Origin of the sequence: Lentzea xerophila, assembly GCF_051094245.1 — a bacterium.
Taxonomy (GTDB): Bacteria; Actinomycetota; Actinomycetes; order Mycobacteriales; family Pseudonocardiaceae; genus Lentzea; species Lentzea xerophila.
In genome coordinates this window covers 2197658-2210841 of the sequence record NZ_CP194934.1, presented here as the reverse complement: position 1 = coordinate 2210841, position 13184 = coordinate 2197658, and the positions used below count along the sequence as shown (strand labels likewise).

The window sequence follows — 13184 nt, the reverse complement described above, 5'->3', positions numbered from 1 at the left end:
GAACGATCATGGCCGAGCGACGGGTCACCGTGGCCAGCAAGGTCGGACTGCACGCCCGGCCCGCCGCACTGCTGGCGAAGGCCGCCGCCGACCAGCCGGTGACGGTCAGCATCGCCAAGGACGGCGGCGAAGCCGTTGACGCGGCGAGTGTTCTGGGTCTGATGACCCTGGGCGCCATGCACGGTGACGAGGTGGTGCTCACCGCCGAGGGGGACGGAGCTGACGTTGCTCTGGACGCCATCGCCGAGCTGATCGCCACCGATCACGACGAGTGATCCCGGTCGTGAGTGGTCTCGGTCGCCCCGACGGCCGAGACCACTCACGACCCACCCGAAGTGCAGCACCACACCCGCGGTCACGACGCCGGCGAGAGTCGACGGCGTGGCCTGCGGGTAGCTCACCATCAGCCACACCCCTCCCACCGCGAGCGCGGGCGGCACGACCAGTCCCGCGGTCCACCTGCGCAGCACCAGGAACGCGAGCGCCGAGACCAGCAGCGCCGCACCGAGCGTGTCGCTGAACCGGTGCCAGCCCAGCGACACCGTCTGCGCCGCGACCGCTCCCGCGCCGATCGCCCCGGGAACCGCCACCGCCAGCGCGAACCGCGGCGGCACCGCCATCGTCACGGCGATCACCGCCGCCACCGCCGCCGTCGTGTGTCCACTCGGGAAGCTGTTGTGCACCAGCACGGCGTCGTCGTCCAACGGCGGCCGCACCAGCACGTTGAGCTTCAGGAGCTGAGCGAGCAGCACCGAGCCGCCGAGCAGCAGCAACGGCGGAAACGACTTCTTGCGCGCGAAGAGAACCACCACGATCGCGGCGACGACGATCGCCATGTCCACGTTGGACGCCCACGAGCGTTGCAGCGAAAGCTCGGGCAACGCGGCGTTCTCCGCCTTCTGCCCGAACGACGTCCACACCAGCGCGAAGTACGTGAAGAGGAATCCCAGCAAGCTTCCGGCCATGTGGTCGAGACTCCGTGCGCCGGTCTACGGGAACGTTCACGCCATGTCATGGTTCCGCTACAGATCGGGCGCGGGACTCGGCACCGCCCGATAATGGATCTCGTGGCGATGGTCTTGCTGGTCGAGGACGACCCCGCGGTGCGCGAAGGACTCGGGTTGGCGTTGCGCCGCCAGGGACACAACGTCCGAGCGGCGGAAACAGGCGAGGAAGGCGTCGACAGGCTGCGCGAGTCCCGTCCCGACATCGTCGTCCTGGACATCATGCTGCCCGGCATCGACGGCTTCGAGACGTGCCGCCGGATGCGCACGCACGCCGAGGTGCCGATCATCATGCTCACCGCGCGGGGCGACGACTTCGACGTGGTCGCGGGCCTGGAGGCGGGCGCCGACGACTACGTGGTCAAGCCCGTCGAACCACGCGTCCTGGAGGCCCGCATCCGCGCCGTGCTGCGGCGGACCGTCTCCGAGCCGTCCTCCGTCGAACGCCACGGCTCGCTGGTCATCGACCGCGCCGGCCTGCAGGTGCTCAAGAACGACGTGAAGGTCGCGTTGACCCCGACCGAGCTGAAGCTGCTGCTCGAACTCTCCCGCACGCCGGGCCGCGTGCTGACCCGCCAGCAGATCCTCGAGGCCGTCTGGGAGCACGACTACCTCGGCGACTCGCGCCTGGTCGACGCGTGCGTCCAGCGCCTGCGCGCCAAGATCGAGGACGTCCCGTCCGACCCCGGCCACATCCACACCGTGCGCGGCTTCGGTTACCGCTTCGGCCCACGATGAGGTCGTTGTTCCGCGGCCTGAAACCCAGGCTGATGGCGGCCTTCCTGCTGCTGACCCTGCTGGGCGCGGTGGCGGCCACCGGTGCCTCCTACGCGACCGCCCGCACCCTGCTGCTCGAGGACGCGCAGAACGGCTTCATGAACCCGCTCGTGAAGGACGTCCGCGACTACGCGCCCCGCCTGACCGTCCCGCCGGCCCAGCGGGACCTGGACGACTTCGCCACGTACCTGCGCGGCACGGCCGTCGTGCTGTTCGAGGGCCTGCGTTCCCGCAACGGCCCCGATCCGTCGTTCATCCCCGCGGAGATGCGCGGCCTGCTGACCACGAGCAAGACGATCCTCTGGCAGCGCCGCACCGACACGGGCAGCCCGTACCTGGTCGTCGGCATCCCACTGCTGCGCCCCGACGGCACCTCGACCGGCGTGCAGGTGTGGGCCATGGAGAGCCTGAACGCCCCGCAGACCGCCATCGACAGCTTCGCCACCGCCGCCTGGGTCGGCGTGAGCCTGGTCCTCCCCCTGGCCCTGGGCCTCGCTCTCCTCACCGCACGCGGCGTCCTGCGTCCGGTCCGCCGCCTCGGCACCGCCGCCAGGGCCCTGGGCTCCGGCCGGCTCGACACCCGCGTCGACGAACGCGGCTCCGACGAACTCTCCGACCTGGCCCGCACGTTCAACCGCGCCGCCGAGCAACTGGAAGCCGGCCAGGCCGCCTCCCGCCGCTTCGTGGCCGACGTGTCCCACGAGCTCCGCACGCCTCTGACGGCCATGAACGCCGTCACCGCCGTCCTGGACGAGGACGCCGAGACGCTCCCGCCCGACACCGCCGTGGCGGCGCGCCTGGTCTCGGCCGAGACCCGCAAGCTCACCCGCCTCGTCAACGACCTGATGGAGATCTCCCGCTTCGACGAGGGCCGCAACGTCCTCGAGCTCGACGAGTGGGACATCGGCACCGCGGTCCGCGACACGCTCGCGGCCAGAGGCTGGACCTCCTCGGTCGACGCCTCGCTCCCGGACGGCGTGGTCGGCAGGGTGGACCGCCGCCGTCTCGACGTCATCGTCGCCAACCTCGTCGGCAACGCCCTCAGGCACGGCGGCACGCCGGTCCACGTCGCGGTGCGCCCCGGCGTCATCGAGGTCTCCGACCACGGCCCCGGCATCCCACCCGATGCCCTCCCCCACATCTTCGACCGCTTCTACAAGGCAGACACGGCCCGCTCCCGTTCCGAGGGCAGCGGACTGGGATTGGCGATCGCATGGGAGAACGCACGCCTGCACGGAGGCACCATCGAAGCGGCCAACGCCCCTTCGGGCGGCGCGGTCTTCACCTTGCGCTTGCCCTGGTGACCCTCACCGCGTGCGGCGTGCGCCCGACCCCGATCCTCACCGGCGGCGACGCCCCCACGGTCTCGTCCCACGAGCTCACGATCTACCTGGTCACGCCGGAACGAGACGGCCTGGTCCGCCGCACCCGCACTTACACCGGCACCGTGGACATCACGACTGCCATGAACCTGCTTCTGGCGGGACTGACCGACGAGGAGAAGAAGCTCGGCCTGGTGACCGAGGTGCCCACCACGACCTCGAAGGCGGTCGCCTTGCTGGACGTGATCGTGATGCCCGACGATGTGGAACCGCCGTCGACCAAATGGGCGATCCTGCAGGTGCACTGCACGGCCGTGGCCAGCCGGGCGAAGGTTGCGGGAGTGACGATGTCGGACGACAACTGCCCCTGACGACGGCCGCCGTACTCAGCCCGTTACGACCGCAGCGCCAGCTCCTTGGCCAGCGCCTCCCGCATCACGTCTCGCGGAGCAGGCCGCCCGGTGAACTGTTCCACCTGCCCGAAAGCCTGGTGCAGCAACATGTCCAGCCCGGTGGCCAGCCGGCTCCCGGACACCTCGGCCGCCGCGGCGACCGGGGTGGGCCACGGGTGGTAGATCACGTCCAGCACGTACGGAGCCCGAGCCAGCTCACCGGCCAGCGACTCCGTGGCCGAAGCCGGCACCGTCGACACCAGCACGTCCGCCGCGCCGGCCAGCACACCGAGGTCCACAGAGGACAAGGCCAGCACCTCGACCGAGACGCCGACCCTGCCGGCGGTCTCCACCGCCTCCCCGGCACGCGAAGGATCCCGCACCACCAGGGAAGCCGACGAAATACCCAGCTCGGCGAACCCGGCCAGAGCTGCCGTGGCCGTGCCGCCCGCACCGAGCACGACGCCGTGCGCACCGCCGGAGAACCCCTTCTCCCGCAACGCACCGACGACACCGTCCACATCGGTGCAGTCCGCGTGCCACGAGGAACCCTTGCGCACCAACGTGTTCGCGGCACCCACGGCCGACGCCCGCGCGGTCACCGACGACGCGAAGGCCAGCGCGGCGCGTTTGGTCGGCATCGTGCACGAGAGCCCGACCCACTCCGGGCCCAGCGAGGAGACCAGAGCCGGAACGTCCGCCTCGGAGCACTCCAGTCGCGTGTACTCCCAGTCGAGGCCCAGCGCGGCATACGCGGCGTTGTGCAGCACCGGGGACAGGGAGTGCTCGATCGGCGAACCGATCACCGCCGCCTTGCGCACTAGTAGACGCCCTCCCGCTGGGCCTTCTGGTCGTTCGCGTTGTGCTCCTCGAACGTGTTCGCGAAGCACGACGTGCCGTCCTTCTGGCACTTCACGAAGTACAGGAACTCGCCGGCCTCCGGCTTCAGCGCCGCGGCGATCGCCTGCTGCGACGGCGAGCCGATCGGGGTCGGCGTCAGCCCCTGGTTGATGTAGGTGTTGTACGGCCCCTGTGCGCCGCGGTCCGCGTCGGAGGTGCGGATGTGGGGCTGGTTGTTCTTGTAGTTGATGGTCGAGTCGAACTGCAGGGCCATCGGCTTCTTCAGGCGGTTGTAGATGACCTGCGAGACCTTGCCGAAGTCCTTCTCGATGGCTTCCTTCTCGATCAACGAAGCCATGACGAGGACCTCGTAGGGGCGGAAGCCGGTGTTCACGGTGCCGCCGGGGATGCCCGCCCCCTGCAGCTTCTGCGCGGAGGCCACGACGACGCTGCGGATCAGCTCGACGGCGCTCACGCCCGGCTTGACCTGGTAGACGCCGCGCATGATCAGGCCTTCGAGGCGGAACTGGGGCTCGGCGCGCGACACGTCGGCCAGCGCCCAGTCGGGAACGCCGAGGGCGACCGGGTCGGTCTGCTCGGCGGCGGCCTTGATCTCGTCGAAGGTCAGGCACTTCTTGGCGCCGTCCTTCTCCGTGCAGCTCGCGGCGGCGAGCTGGGAGTAGATGCCGGGGACGGTCTTGTCGCCCACCTTGATGTCGGTCAGCTTGAGGCCGCCGACGATCTGGACGGCAGGGACGCGCGTCTTCGGGTCGATCATGCGGGCGACGGCCTGCTGACCCGACATCTTCGTCTTCATCAGGTAGAAGCCGGGCTGGATCGACGTCACGCGGGCGTCGGCCTTGGCGGCCTCGGTGAAGGCGCGCCCGGAGGCGATGACGCCGTTCTCGTACAGGGTCGCCGCGATCTTGCTGACCACGTCGCCGTCCTGGACCTCGACGATGGCGTCGGCCTCGCCGCTGCCCGCGTAGTCCTCGTACGAGCCGATGCCGCGCAGCTCGCGGTAGCCGTAGTACGCGCCGCCCGCGCCGACGGCGAGCACCAGCGCCACGACGAGCCACAGGATCGTCTTCTTGCGCTTCTTCGCCTTCGCGCGGGCGTTGTCGCGCTCGCGATCGCGCTTGCGGACCGGACGCCGCTCATCGGTGTCGGGGTCGGTGAACAACCCGAGATCGTCGCTCACAACTCGTCCTTTCGGGCGGCCACGAACCGTGCCCGTGCGTCCAGCCAAGACTGCAGGATCTCGACAGCGGCGGCCTGGTCGACCACGGCACGCTGCTTCTTGCCCTTCACACCACGCTCTGCCAGCACCCGGCTCACCATGACCGTCGTCAGCCGTTCGTCACTGAGCCGCACCGGCACGGGAGCCACGCGTCCGGCCAAGGCCGCAGCGTACGCGCTCGCCGCTTCGGCAGCCGGGCCGTGCCGACCGGCCAGTGTCTTGGGCAGACCGACCACGACCTCGACGACGTCATGCTCGGCCACGAGACGTACGAGCTCGGTGAGGTCCGAGCCGCGCTTCTCGTCACGCTGCAGGGTAACCAGCGGAGTCGCCAGAAAAGCGCCCGGATCGCTCAGAGAGATTCCCACCCGGACCGATCCGACGTCGACGCCGAGCCTCCGACCGAGGCCCGGATCGTCGACACCAGCAACATCAGCGCTGCTCAAGCACCTTGTCCAGTTCGTTGGTGAGGGCCGTGATGGCCTCGGGAACGCCGGCCGGGTTCGTGCCGCCGCCCTGGGCCAGGTCCGGCTTGCCGCCACCGCGGGCGGAGATGGCCGGGCCGAACACCGGGACGAGCTTGCCGGCGGCCAGCCCCAGGTCGCGGGCGGCGGCCGTCGTGGCGACCACGAAGCTCACCTTGTCACCGTCGACCGAGAACAGGGCCACCACACCGGGCTTGGCGCCCAGGCGGTTGCGGACCTCGCCACCGAGGGTGCGCAGGTCGTTGCCCGGCACGCCCTCCAGACTGAGAGCCACGAGCGACAGGCCGCGGACGTCGAGGGCCTTGTCGGCCAGCGACCCGGCGTTGCCGAGCAACTGGGCGGCACGGACCTTCTCGAGCTCCTTCTCGGCGGACTTCAGGCGCTCGACCAGCGACTCGATCCGCTCGGGCAGACCGTCGGAGCCGACCTTGAGCAGGTCGGAGAGGTTCTGCACGATGGCGCGTTCCTTGGCGAGGAACCGCATGGCCTCGATGCCGACGTAGGCCTCCAGGCGGCGCACGCCGGAACCGACCGACGACTCACCCAGCAGGGTGATCGGGCCGATCTGCGACGAGTGCTCGACGTGCGTGCCACCGCACAGCTCGCGCGACCACGGGCCACCGATCTCGATGACGCGGACCGTCTCGTCGTAGGTCTCGCCGAACAGGGCGACGGCACCCATGTCCTGGGCACCGGCCATGTCGGTGTAGACGATGCTGACCGGCAGGTCCTTGCGCACGGCGAGGTTCGAGACCTCCTCGATCTCGCTGCGGGCCTCGGCCGAGAGGCCACCGGTCCAGGCGAAGTCGAGACGCAGGTAGCCGGGCTTGTTGTACGAACCGCTCTGCAGGGCCGACGGGCCGAGCACCTGGCGCAGGGCGGCGTGCACGACGTGCGTGCCCGAGTGGCCCTGGCGGGCGCCGACGCGCCACTCCGGGTCGACGCGGGCCTCGACGTGCTCGCCCTCGGCGACCTCGCCGGAGCGGACGCGCACCTGGTGCACCCACAGCTTGCGGGCGACCTTCTGCACGTCGAGCACTTCCAGCTCGGCGTTGGCGGTGACGATCGTGCCGGCGTCGGACTCCTGGCCACCGGACTCGGCGTAGAGCGGCGTGCGGTCGAGGACGACCTCGACGATGTCGCCTTCCCTGGCGGACTTGACCCGCTGACCGTTCAGCACGATGCCGCGCAGCGTGGCCTCGGAGGCGAGCTCGGTGTAACCGGTGAACTCGGTCGGGCCCTGCTCCAGCAGCTCGCGGTACACCGACTGGTCCCCGTGGCCGGTCTTCTTGCCGGCGGCGTCGGCCTTGGCGCGGGCACGCTGCTCGGCCATCAGCTTGCGGAACCCGTCCTCGTCGACGGTCAGGCCGGCCTCGGAGGCCATCTCCAGCGTCAGGTCGATCGGGAAGCCGTAGGTGTCGTGCAGCTGGAAGGCCTTGTCACCGGGCAGCGTGGCGCGGCCGTCGGACTTCACCTCGGCGGCGGCACCCTCGAAGATCCGCGAACCGGCGTCCAGCGTGCGCAGGAACGTGTCCTCCTCGGCCTTGAGCACCTGCTGGATGCGGGCGAACCCGCTGACCAGCTCGGGGTAGGCCTCACCCATCGAGTCGCGGACGACCTCGGCGAACTGCTGCAGCACCGGCTCGTTCACGCCCAGGAGACGAGAGCTGCGGACGATGCGGCGCAGCAGGCGGCGCAGCACGTAGCCGCGGGCCTCGTTGCCGGGCGTGACGCCGTCGCCGACCAGCAGCACACCGCTGCGGGCGTGGTCGGCGATGACGCGGAACCGGACGTCGTCGACCTCGTTGGCGCCGTACTTGCGGCCGGACAGCTCCTCGGCCTTGTTGATGACGGCGCGGACCAGGTCGGTCTCGTAGACGTTGTCGACGCCCTGCAGCAGGTAGGCGACCCGCTCGACGCCCATGCCGGTGTCGATGTTCTTCGACGGCAGCTCACCGAGGATCGGGTAGTCCTTCTTGGCACCACCCTCGCCGCGGATGTTCTGCATGAAGACGAGGTTCCAGATCTCCAGGTACCTGTCCTCGTCGACGACCGGGCCGCCCTCCTTGCCGTACTCGGGGCCGCGGTCGTAGTAGATCTCCGAGCACGGGCCGCACGGGCCGGGCACGCCCATCGACCAGAAATTGTCCTCGACGCCGCGGCGCTGGATGCGCTCCAGCGGCATGCCGGCGACCTTCTGCCACAGCTCGATGGCCTCGTCGTCGTCCAGGTAGACCGTCACCCAGATGCGCTCGGGGTCGAAGCCGTAGCCGCCGTTCTCCTGTGAGTTGGTGATCAGCTCCCAGGCGAGCCGGATGGCGTCTTCCTTGAAGTAGTCGCCGAGCGAGAAGTTGCCGGCCATCTGGAAGAACGTGAGGTGGCGCGTGGTCTTGCCGACCTCGTCGATGTCGGGGGTGCGCACGCACTTCTGGATGCTCGTCATCCGCGGGGCGGGCGGCGGGGCCTCACCGAGGAAGTACGGCTTGAACGGCACCATGCCGGCGTTGACGAACAGCAGGTTCGGGTCGTCGAGCAGCAGCGAGGCGCTGGGGATGTACTTGTGGCCGGCGTTCTCGAAGTGCTCGCGGAAACGCTTGATGATCTCGTGGGTCTGCACGGGAGTTCCTTGCTATTTCAGAAGTTGTCAGGGCCGGGCGCTCAAACGCGCATGACACAGAGGCGAACGGCTGTCTTAGTGCTTGCCGTTCGCCCTGGGCGCTCGCCGCCCCGGCGTGAAGCCCGTCTGACGTTCCACGGTGTCCTGCAACTCCTGTTCCCGTTCGGCCATGCCCGCGCGCACCTCGGCCCCGAAGGAACCGATGGCGCCGGCGAGCTCACGCAGGCCTTCACCCACGTTAGCGCCGATACCGGCCGGAGTCGCCTGCTTGGTCACCTCGGCGGCCTTCTTCGCGACGAAGAGCCCCGCGGCGGCACCCAGCCCGAACCAGAAGAGGCGGCTCATCGCGAACCTCGCTTCAGGCGGCGCTTCGCGTGCTTGTTCGGATTCTCGACGGCCTTGCGGCGGGCCCTGACGGCCTTGCTCACGCCGTAGGACAGCGCGGCGGCCTTGACCAGCGGTCCGCCGAGCGTGGCGGTGAACAGGCTGGTGAGCGCCGAGACGTTGCCCGTGACGGCGCGCGCGTTGGCCGTGATGCCGTCGACGCGCTCGAGCTGCGTGTTCACGTGCGTGAGCGTCGTGTTGGCCTCAGTGAACAACGGGTCCGTGTTCTCGTGGGCCTTGCGCATCGCGATCGTCGCTTCGTCGAAGAAGCGCGCGGCCTTCAGGGCCGGGATCGCCAGCAGCAGCACGAGCAGCACGAAGGCACCGGCGGCGAGCCACCCTGGCGACACGGATCCTCCTGGTGAACCGGTGTTCTGGCTTGGTTGCGAGTGAGATTACCGGGTGGGTCCGACACCCAGCTGAGCGGCACCATCCGTTGATCTTCAACGACCTGTGGCGCCGTCGATCTGCTCCCGGATGATGTCGGCGTGGCCCGCGTGCCTGGCGGTCTCGGTGGTCATGTGCGCGAGGATCCAGCGCACCGACGCCGGCTCGGTGCCGACCGGGATCGCCGAGAGCGCCTCGGGGTGACCCGCGGCCTCGATGGCGTTGTCGCCGGCCACGATCGCCGCGCGGTAGTCCTCGATCACCGCGTCCGGGGAACGATCCGGGGGCACGGTCATGCTGAGGGCGTCGTCCGCCGGTTCCTCGCCACCGCCGAGGGTGTGTTCGAACCAGTAGCGCTCGGCGCCGGTCAGGTGCTGGATCAGGCCGAGGATCGACGTTCCGCTGGGCAGCACCGGCCGGCGCAGCTGCTCGTCGGTGAGCCCTTCGGCCTTCTTGAGCACGCAGTGCCGCTGGAACTTCAGGAACGCGTGCATGACGTCGAGTTCGCCCGTGTCGACGCGCGGCACGGGTTCGCGCTGTGTCTCCAACATGCCGAGAACGTACGGGCAGCGACTCATTGACGCCTGGCAGTAACAGCCTGTGAAATACCCGTCACACAGGGCTTGACATCGGCGGCCCCGCAGAGCTGGAGTTAGGCAACCCTAAGTTACTCGTGCAGGAGGCCTCGTGAAGCCGGTGTCGCACCTGGACTCCTACCGGACGCAGATCACGGCGGGCGCGCCTCCGGTCCCGGAGCTGCCGGCGCCGTGGGACGCCCGCGTCGCCCGGTCGGACGGCTACGACCTGCACCTCGTCCACCGCTGGAACCAGGCACCGCACGTGGCGGCGTTCTGGCGGCAGGCGTGGACGCTGCCGCGCTGGGAGGAGGAGCTGAGGACGCACCTGAAGGGCGACGACGTCCGGCCCCTGCTGATCAGCTGGCACGGCCGCCCGGTGATCTACGCCGAGGTGTACCGCGCGGCCCGGCAGGCCGTCGCCGGGTGCTACCAGGCCCGGCCGCACGACCTCGGGCTGAACCTGGCGGTCGGTGAGCTCGCGATGACCGACCGCGGGCTCGTGCGGGCGCTGCTCCCGCGGCTCACCAACGCGCTGTTCGAAGCCGACCCGCACTGCACGCGGATCGTGCTGGAACCGGACGTGCGCAACACACGCGCCATCAGGTCGTTCGAGGCCGGCGGGTTCATGGCCGCCGACGAGATCGTGCTGCCCGGGAGGGTCGCACTGCTGATGGTGTGCAAGCGCTGAACCTCTGAGAACGCTAGAACGCGGTGATGTCCTGCGGTGCGCGTTCCTTGCGGCTGAGCGCGCGCACCACGTCGACGGCGCGGTGCTTGTTGAGTGCCATCCGGGTCAGCAGGTCGATGACCGTCTCGTTGACGTGGCGCGGGAACTCGGGCGTCTCCACCCCAACGCTCACCGCGAGGTCGTCGCAGTGCACGACGAACTCCATCAGCCGGCTGACCAGGTACTCGTCCAGCGGCACGGCCCACGGGCCCCAGTGCGGCATCCGGACGCCCCGGTTCTCCTGTCCCGGCAACGTCTTCGCGAGCTCGTCGAGGGTCCGCTCGACCCGGTCACAGAAGGCGCCCTGGCCTTCCGCGGCGAGCTTTTCGCCGCCCGCCCGGATGCGGGTGTGGAACTCGGAGTCGACGTCGAGCTCGGTCCAGTTCGCCCGCGCGTAGTGCTCCATCAGCGAGACGACTGGCTCGTCCCCGGGCGGGGCGGAGATCATGTCCGGCAACGGCAACGCCTGGTAGCCGATGTGGCCGGCGAGGCCACCGACCCCGAACTCCGGCAGGGCGCTCGGCTGGTCCCAGTGCTGCGCGACCCGCTCGTGGCGCAGGAGTTCCAGGGCGATGCGGGCGGTGGTCAGGAAGTCTTCTCTGATCGTCACCTCGCCGAAGTTACGCGCCCCGCCAAGCGAGTTACCCGGCCGCGACCACCTCGATCTCCACGAGCCAGTCGCTGACCAGCGTCGTGGCGACGATCGCGGTGGTGGGCACGGGCCTGCCACCGAGCGCCGCCGTGCGGGCGGCGGCGTTCGCCTCCGCATACGACTCGTCGCGCAGGTAGCTGGTGAGGCGCACGATGTCGGCGACGGTCATGCCAGCCGAGGCGAGGATCGTGCGGATGTTGGACCAGATCAGGTCGAGCTGCTCGGCCAGGCCGGCGCCGGGCCTCCCGGTGGCGTCGAGGCCCATGGTCCCGGCGACGAACAACAGCCGCCCCGCGCCACGGACCTCCATGGCGTGCACGTAGTCGTCGCTGGCCGGATAGATGCCGTCAGTGGGGTTGTGCGGCACGAGTTCCATGCGTCGATCATGCACACGGCACCAAACGGTTTACTCGCCCCTGATCACGCGGCGCAACCGGGGCAGCCGCTCGGCCACGGCGCGTTCGTTGCCCCGGCCCGTCGGCTCGTAGTAGTCGCGGCCCACGAGGTCGTCCGGCGCGTACTGCTGTGTCAGCACGCCTTCCGGCACGTCGTGCGGGTACCGGTAGCCCTGTGCGTTGCCGAGCTTCGCCGCCCCCGCGTAGTGCCCGTCCCGCAGATGTGCCGGCACGGCACCGATGGCGCCCTTGCGCACGTCCTCGATGGCCGCGTGGATCGCGGTCGTGACGGCGTTGGACTTCGGCGCGGTGGCCAGGTGGATCGTGGCCTGCGCGAGGTTCAGAGTGCACTCCGGCAACCCGATGAGCTGCACGGCCTGGGCCGCCGCCACGCACGTCTGCAACGCCGTCGGGTCGGCCATGCCGACGTCCTCGCTGGCGTGGATCACCAGCCGCCGGGCGATGAACCTCGGGTCCTCCCCCGCCTCGATCATCCGGGCCAGGTAGTGCAGCGCCGCGTCCACGTCCGAGCCGCGGATCGACTTGATGAACGCCGACGTCACGTCGTAGTGCTGGTCGCCGTCGCGGTCGTACCGCACCGCCGCCTTGTCCACAGTGGACTCCAGCAGCGCCAGCGTGATCACGCCGTCGTTCGAGGCCAGCGCGGAGTCCGCCGCCGCCTCCAGCGCGGTCAGCGACCGGCGGGCGTCGCCACCGGCCAGCCGGATCAGGTGGTCCTCGGCCTCGGGCTCCAGGACGACGGAACCGCCGAGCCCCCGTTCGTCGGACACCGCACGGCGGATGACCTCCCGCACGCCGTCGTCGGTCAACGACTTGAGCTGCAGCACCAGGGACCGCGACAGCAACGGCGACACGACCGAGAAGAACGGGTTCTCGGTGGTGGCCGCGACCAGCAGCACGATCCGGTCCTCGACCGCGCCCAGCAGGGCGTCCTGCTGGGTCTTGGAGAACCGGTGCACCTCGTCGATGAACAGCACGGTCGACTCGCCGGAGCGCACCAGGCGGCGCCGGGCCTCGTCGATGACCGCCCGCACCTCCTTCACGCCGGCCGACAGGGCCGACAGCGCGACGAACCGGCGCCCGGTCGCCTTGGAGACCAGCGTCGCGAGGGTCGTCTTGCCGGTGCCGGGAGGGCCGTAGAGCATCACGGACGCCGGCGTGGCGCCCTCGACCAGGCGGCGCAGCGGCGCGCCGGGTCCGAGCAGGTGGTCCTGGCCGACGACCTCGTCCAGCACCGCCGGACGCATCCGCACGGCCAGCGGGGCGTTGGCCGCGATGCGCTCGGCCTTCTCCTCGTCGGTCGCGCCGAAGAGGCCCTCGTCGAACAGACCTTCGCTCATGCGTTCGAGCGTAGGTCATGTGC

15 protein-coding genes and 1 pseudogene are annotated in these 13184 nt (G+C 70.0%); 5 read left to right on the top strand and 11 right to left on the bottom strand.

The window, feature by feature from the left end; genetic code table 11:
* Positions 1-8 precede the first annotated feature (8 nt).
* On the top strand, positions 9-275 hold the full coding sequence (locus ACRSBM_RS10935; protein ID WP_434453051.1) for an HPr family phosphocarrier protein: 267 nt from the start codon (positions 9-11) through the stop codon (positions 273-275).
* A 198-nt stretch (positions 276-473) separates the two neighbouring features.
* Here the strand turns inward: ACRSBM_RS10935 and ACRSBM_RS10930 are convergent.
* Positions 474-836 (bottom strand): annotated as a pseudogene (locus tag ACRSBM_RS10930) (phosphatase PAP2 family protein); the annotation flags it as partial.
* Positions 837-1067: 231 nt separating this feature from the next.
* On the opposite strand from ACRSBM_RS10930, the gene ACRSBM_RS10925 reads away from it, so the two are divergent.
* From ACRSBM_RS10925 to ACRSBM_RS10915, 3 genes are read left to right on the top strand one after another with little or no spacing between them, the layout of a single operon-like run.
* Positions 1068-1742, top strand: coding sequence for a response regulator (locus ACRSBM_RS10925; RefSeq protein ID WP_434442606.1), 675 nt, complete (start codon positions 1068-1070; stop codon positions 1740-1742).
* Positions 1739-3085, top strand: coding sequence for a sensor histidine kinase (locus tag ACRSBM_RS10920; RefSeq protein ID WP_434442604.1), 1347 nt, complete (start codon positions 1739-1741; stop codon positions 3083-3085). The genes ACRSBM_RS10925 and ACRSBM_RS10920 overlap by 4 nt, the downstream gene beginning before the upstream one ends.
* Positions 3082-3474, top strand: a complete 393-nt coding sequence (locus ACRSBM_RS10915; protein WP_434442603.1) for a hypothetical protein — start codon at positions 3082-3084, stop codon at positions 3472-3474. Before ACRSBM_RS10920 ends, ACRSBM_RS10915 begins: the two co-directional genes overlap by 4 nt.
* Positions 3475-3497: 23 nt before the next feature.
* On the opposite strand, the gene ACRSBM_RS10910 is transcribed toward ACRSBM_RS10915, so the two are convergent.
* The 7 genes from ACRSBM_RS10910 to ACRSBM_RS10880 all read right to left on the bottom strand — a co-directional run bounded on the left by ACRSBM_RS10910 (position 3498) and on the right by ACRSBM_RS10880 (position 9999).
* Positions 3498-4316, bottom strand: coding sequence for a shikimate dehydrogenase (locus ACRSBM_RS10910; protein ID WP_434442602.1), 819 nt, complete (start codon positions 4314-4316; stop codon positions 3498-3500).
* Positions 4316-5536, bottom strand: coding sequence for an endolytic transglycosylase MltG (gene mltG / locus ACRSBM_RS10905; protein ID WP_434442601.1), 1221 nt, complete (start codon positions 5534-5536; stop codon positions 4316-4318). Before mltG ends, ACRSBM_RS10910 begins: the two co-directional genes overlap by 1 nt.
* Positions 5533-6021: a Holliday junction resolvase RuvX gene (gene ruvX / locus ACRSBM_RS10900; RefSeq protein ID WP_434442599.1), complete on the bottom strand. Its 489-nt coding sequence runs from the start codon at positions 6019-6021 to the stop codon at positions 5533-5535. Before ruvX ends, mltG begins: the two co-directional genes overlap by 4 nt.
* Positions 6008-8677: an alanine--tRNA ligase gene (gene alaS / locus ACRSBM_RS10895; protein ID WP_434442598.1), complete on the bottom strand. Its 2670-nt coding sequence runs from the start codon at positions 8675-8677 to the stop codon at positions 6008-6010. Before alaS ends, ruvX begins: the two co-directional genes overlap by 14 nt.
* Positions 8678-8752: 75 nt before the next feature.
* A complete protein-coding gene (locus ACRSBM_RS10890) occupies positions 8753-9022 on the bottom strand; it encodes a hypothetical protein (RefSeq protein WP_434442596.1) in 270 nt (89 codons plus the stop codon).
* Complete coding sequence (locus ACRSBM_RS10885) at positions 9019-9411, bottom strand: DUF948 domain-containing protein (RefSeq protein WP_434442595.1); 393 nt, start codon at positions 9409-9411, stop codon at positions 9019-9021. The genes ACRSBM_RS10890 and ACRSBM_RS10885 overlap by 4 nt, the downstream gene beginning before the upstream one ends.
* A gap of 93 nt (positions 9412-9504) precedes the next feature.
* The gene (locus tag ACRSBM_RS10880; RefSeq protein WP_434442594.1) at positions 9505-9999 is read right to left on the bottom strand and encodes a DinB family protein; all 495 of its coding nucleotides are present in this window, start codon (positions 9997-9999) and stop codon (positions 9505-9507) included.
* Positions 10000-10135: 136 nt separating this feature from the next.
* Here ACRSBM_RS10880 and ACRSBM_RS10875 point away from each other — a divergent pair, with 136 nt between their 5' ends.
* Positions 10136-10714 carry a GNAT family N-acetyltransferase gene (locus ACRSBM_RS10875; protein WP_434442593.1) on the top strand — a complete coding sequence of 193 codons (579 nt, stop codon included), beginning with the start codon at positions 10136-10138 and terminating at the stop codon, positions 10712-10714.
* 13 nt (positions 10715-10727) lie between these two features.
* Here the strand turns inward: ACRSBM_RS10875 and ACRSBM_RS10870 are convergent, their stop codons facing one another.
* The 3 genes from ACRSBM_RS10870 to ACRSBM_RS10860 are packed head-to-tail and all read right to left on the bottom strand — an operon-like array spanning position 10728 to position 13161.
* Positions 10728-11363, bottom strand: a complete 636-nt coding sequence (locus ACRSBM_RS10870) for a maleylpyruvate isomerase N-terminal domain-containing protein (protein WP_434442592.1) — start codon at positions 11361-11363, stop codon at positions 10728-10730.
* 31 nt (positions 11364-11394) lie between these two features.
* A complete protein-coding gene (locus tag ACRSBM_RS10865) occupies positions 11395-11781 on the bottom strand; it encodes a RidA family protein (RefSeq protein WP_434442590.1) in 387 nt (128 codons plus the stop codon).
* 30 nt (positions 11782-11811) lie between these two features.
* Positions 11812-13161 (bottom strand): replication-associated recombination protein A, encoded by a 1350-nt coding sequence (locus tag ACRSBM_RS10860; protein WP_434442588.1) that lies wholly within the window; start codon positions 13159-13161, stop codon positions 11812-11814.
* Positions 13162-13184: the final 23 nt, after the last annotated feature.

Coding starts and splice junctions, on each gene's coding strand:
- ACRSBM_RS10935 (WP_434453051.1), top strand. CDS start 9: ATGGCCGAGCGACGGGTCACCGTGGCCAGCAAGGTCGGACTGCACGCC.
- ACRSBM_RS10920 (WP_434442604.1), top strand. CDS start 1,739: ATGAGGTCGTTGTTCCGCGGCCTGAAACCCAGGCTGATGGCGGCCTTC.
- ACRSBM_RS10890 (WP_434442596.1), bottom strand. CDS start 9,022: ATGAGCCGCCTCTTCTGGTTCGGGCTGGGTGCCGCCGCGGGGCTCTTC.
- ACRSBM_RS10880 (WP_434442594.1), bottom strand. CDS start 9,999: ATGTTGGAGACACAGCGCGAACCCGTGCCGCGCGTCGACACGGGCGAA.
- ACRSBM_RS10865 (WP_434442590.1), bottom strand. CDS start 11,781: ATGGAACTCGTGCCGCACAACCCCACTGACGGCATCTATCCGGCCAGC.
- ACRSBM_RS10860 (WP_434442588.1), bottom strand. CDS start 13,161: ATGAGCGAAGGTCTGTTCGACGAGGGCCTCTTCGGCGCGACCGACGAG.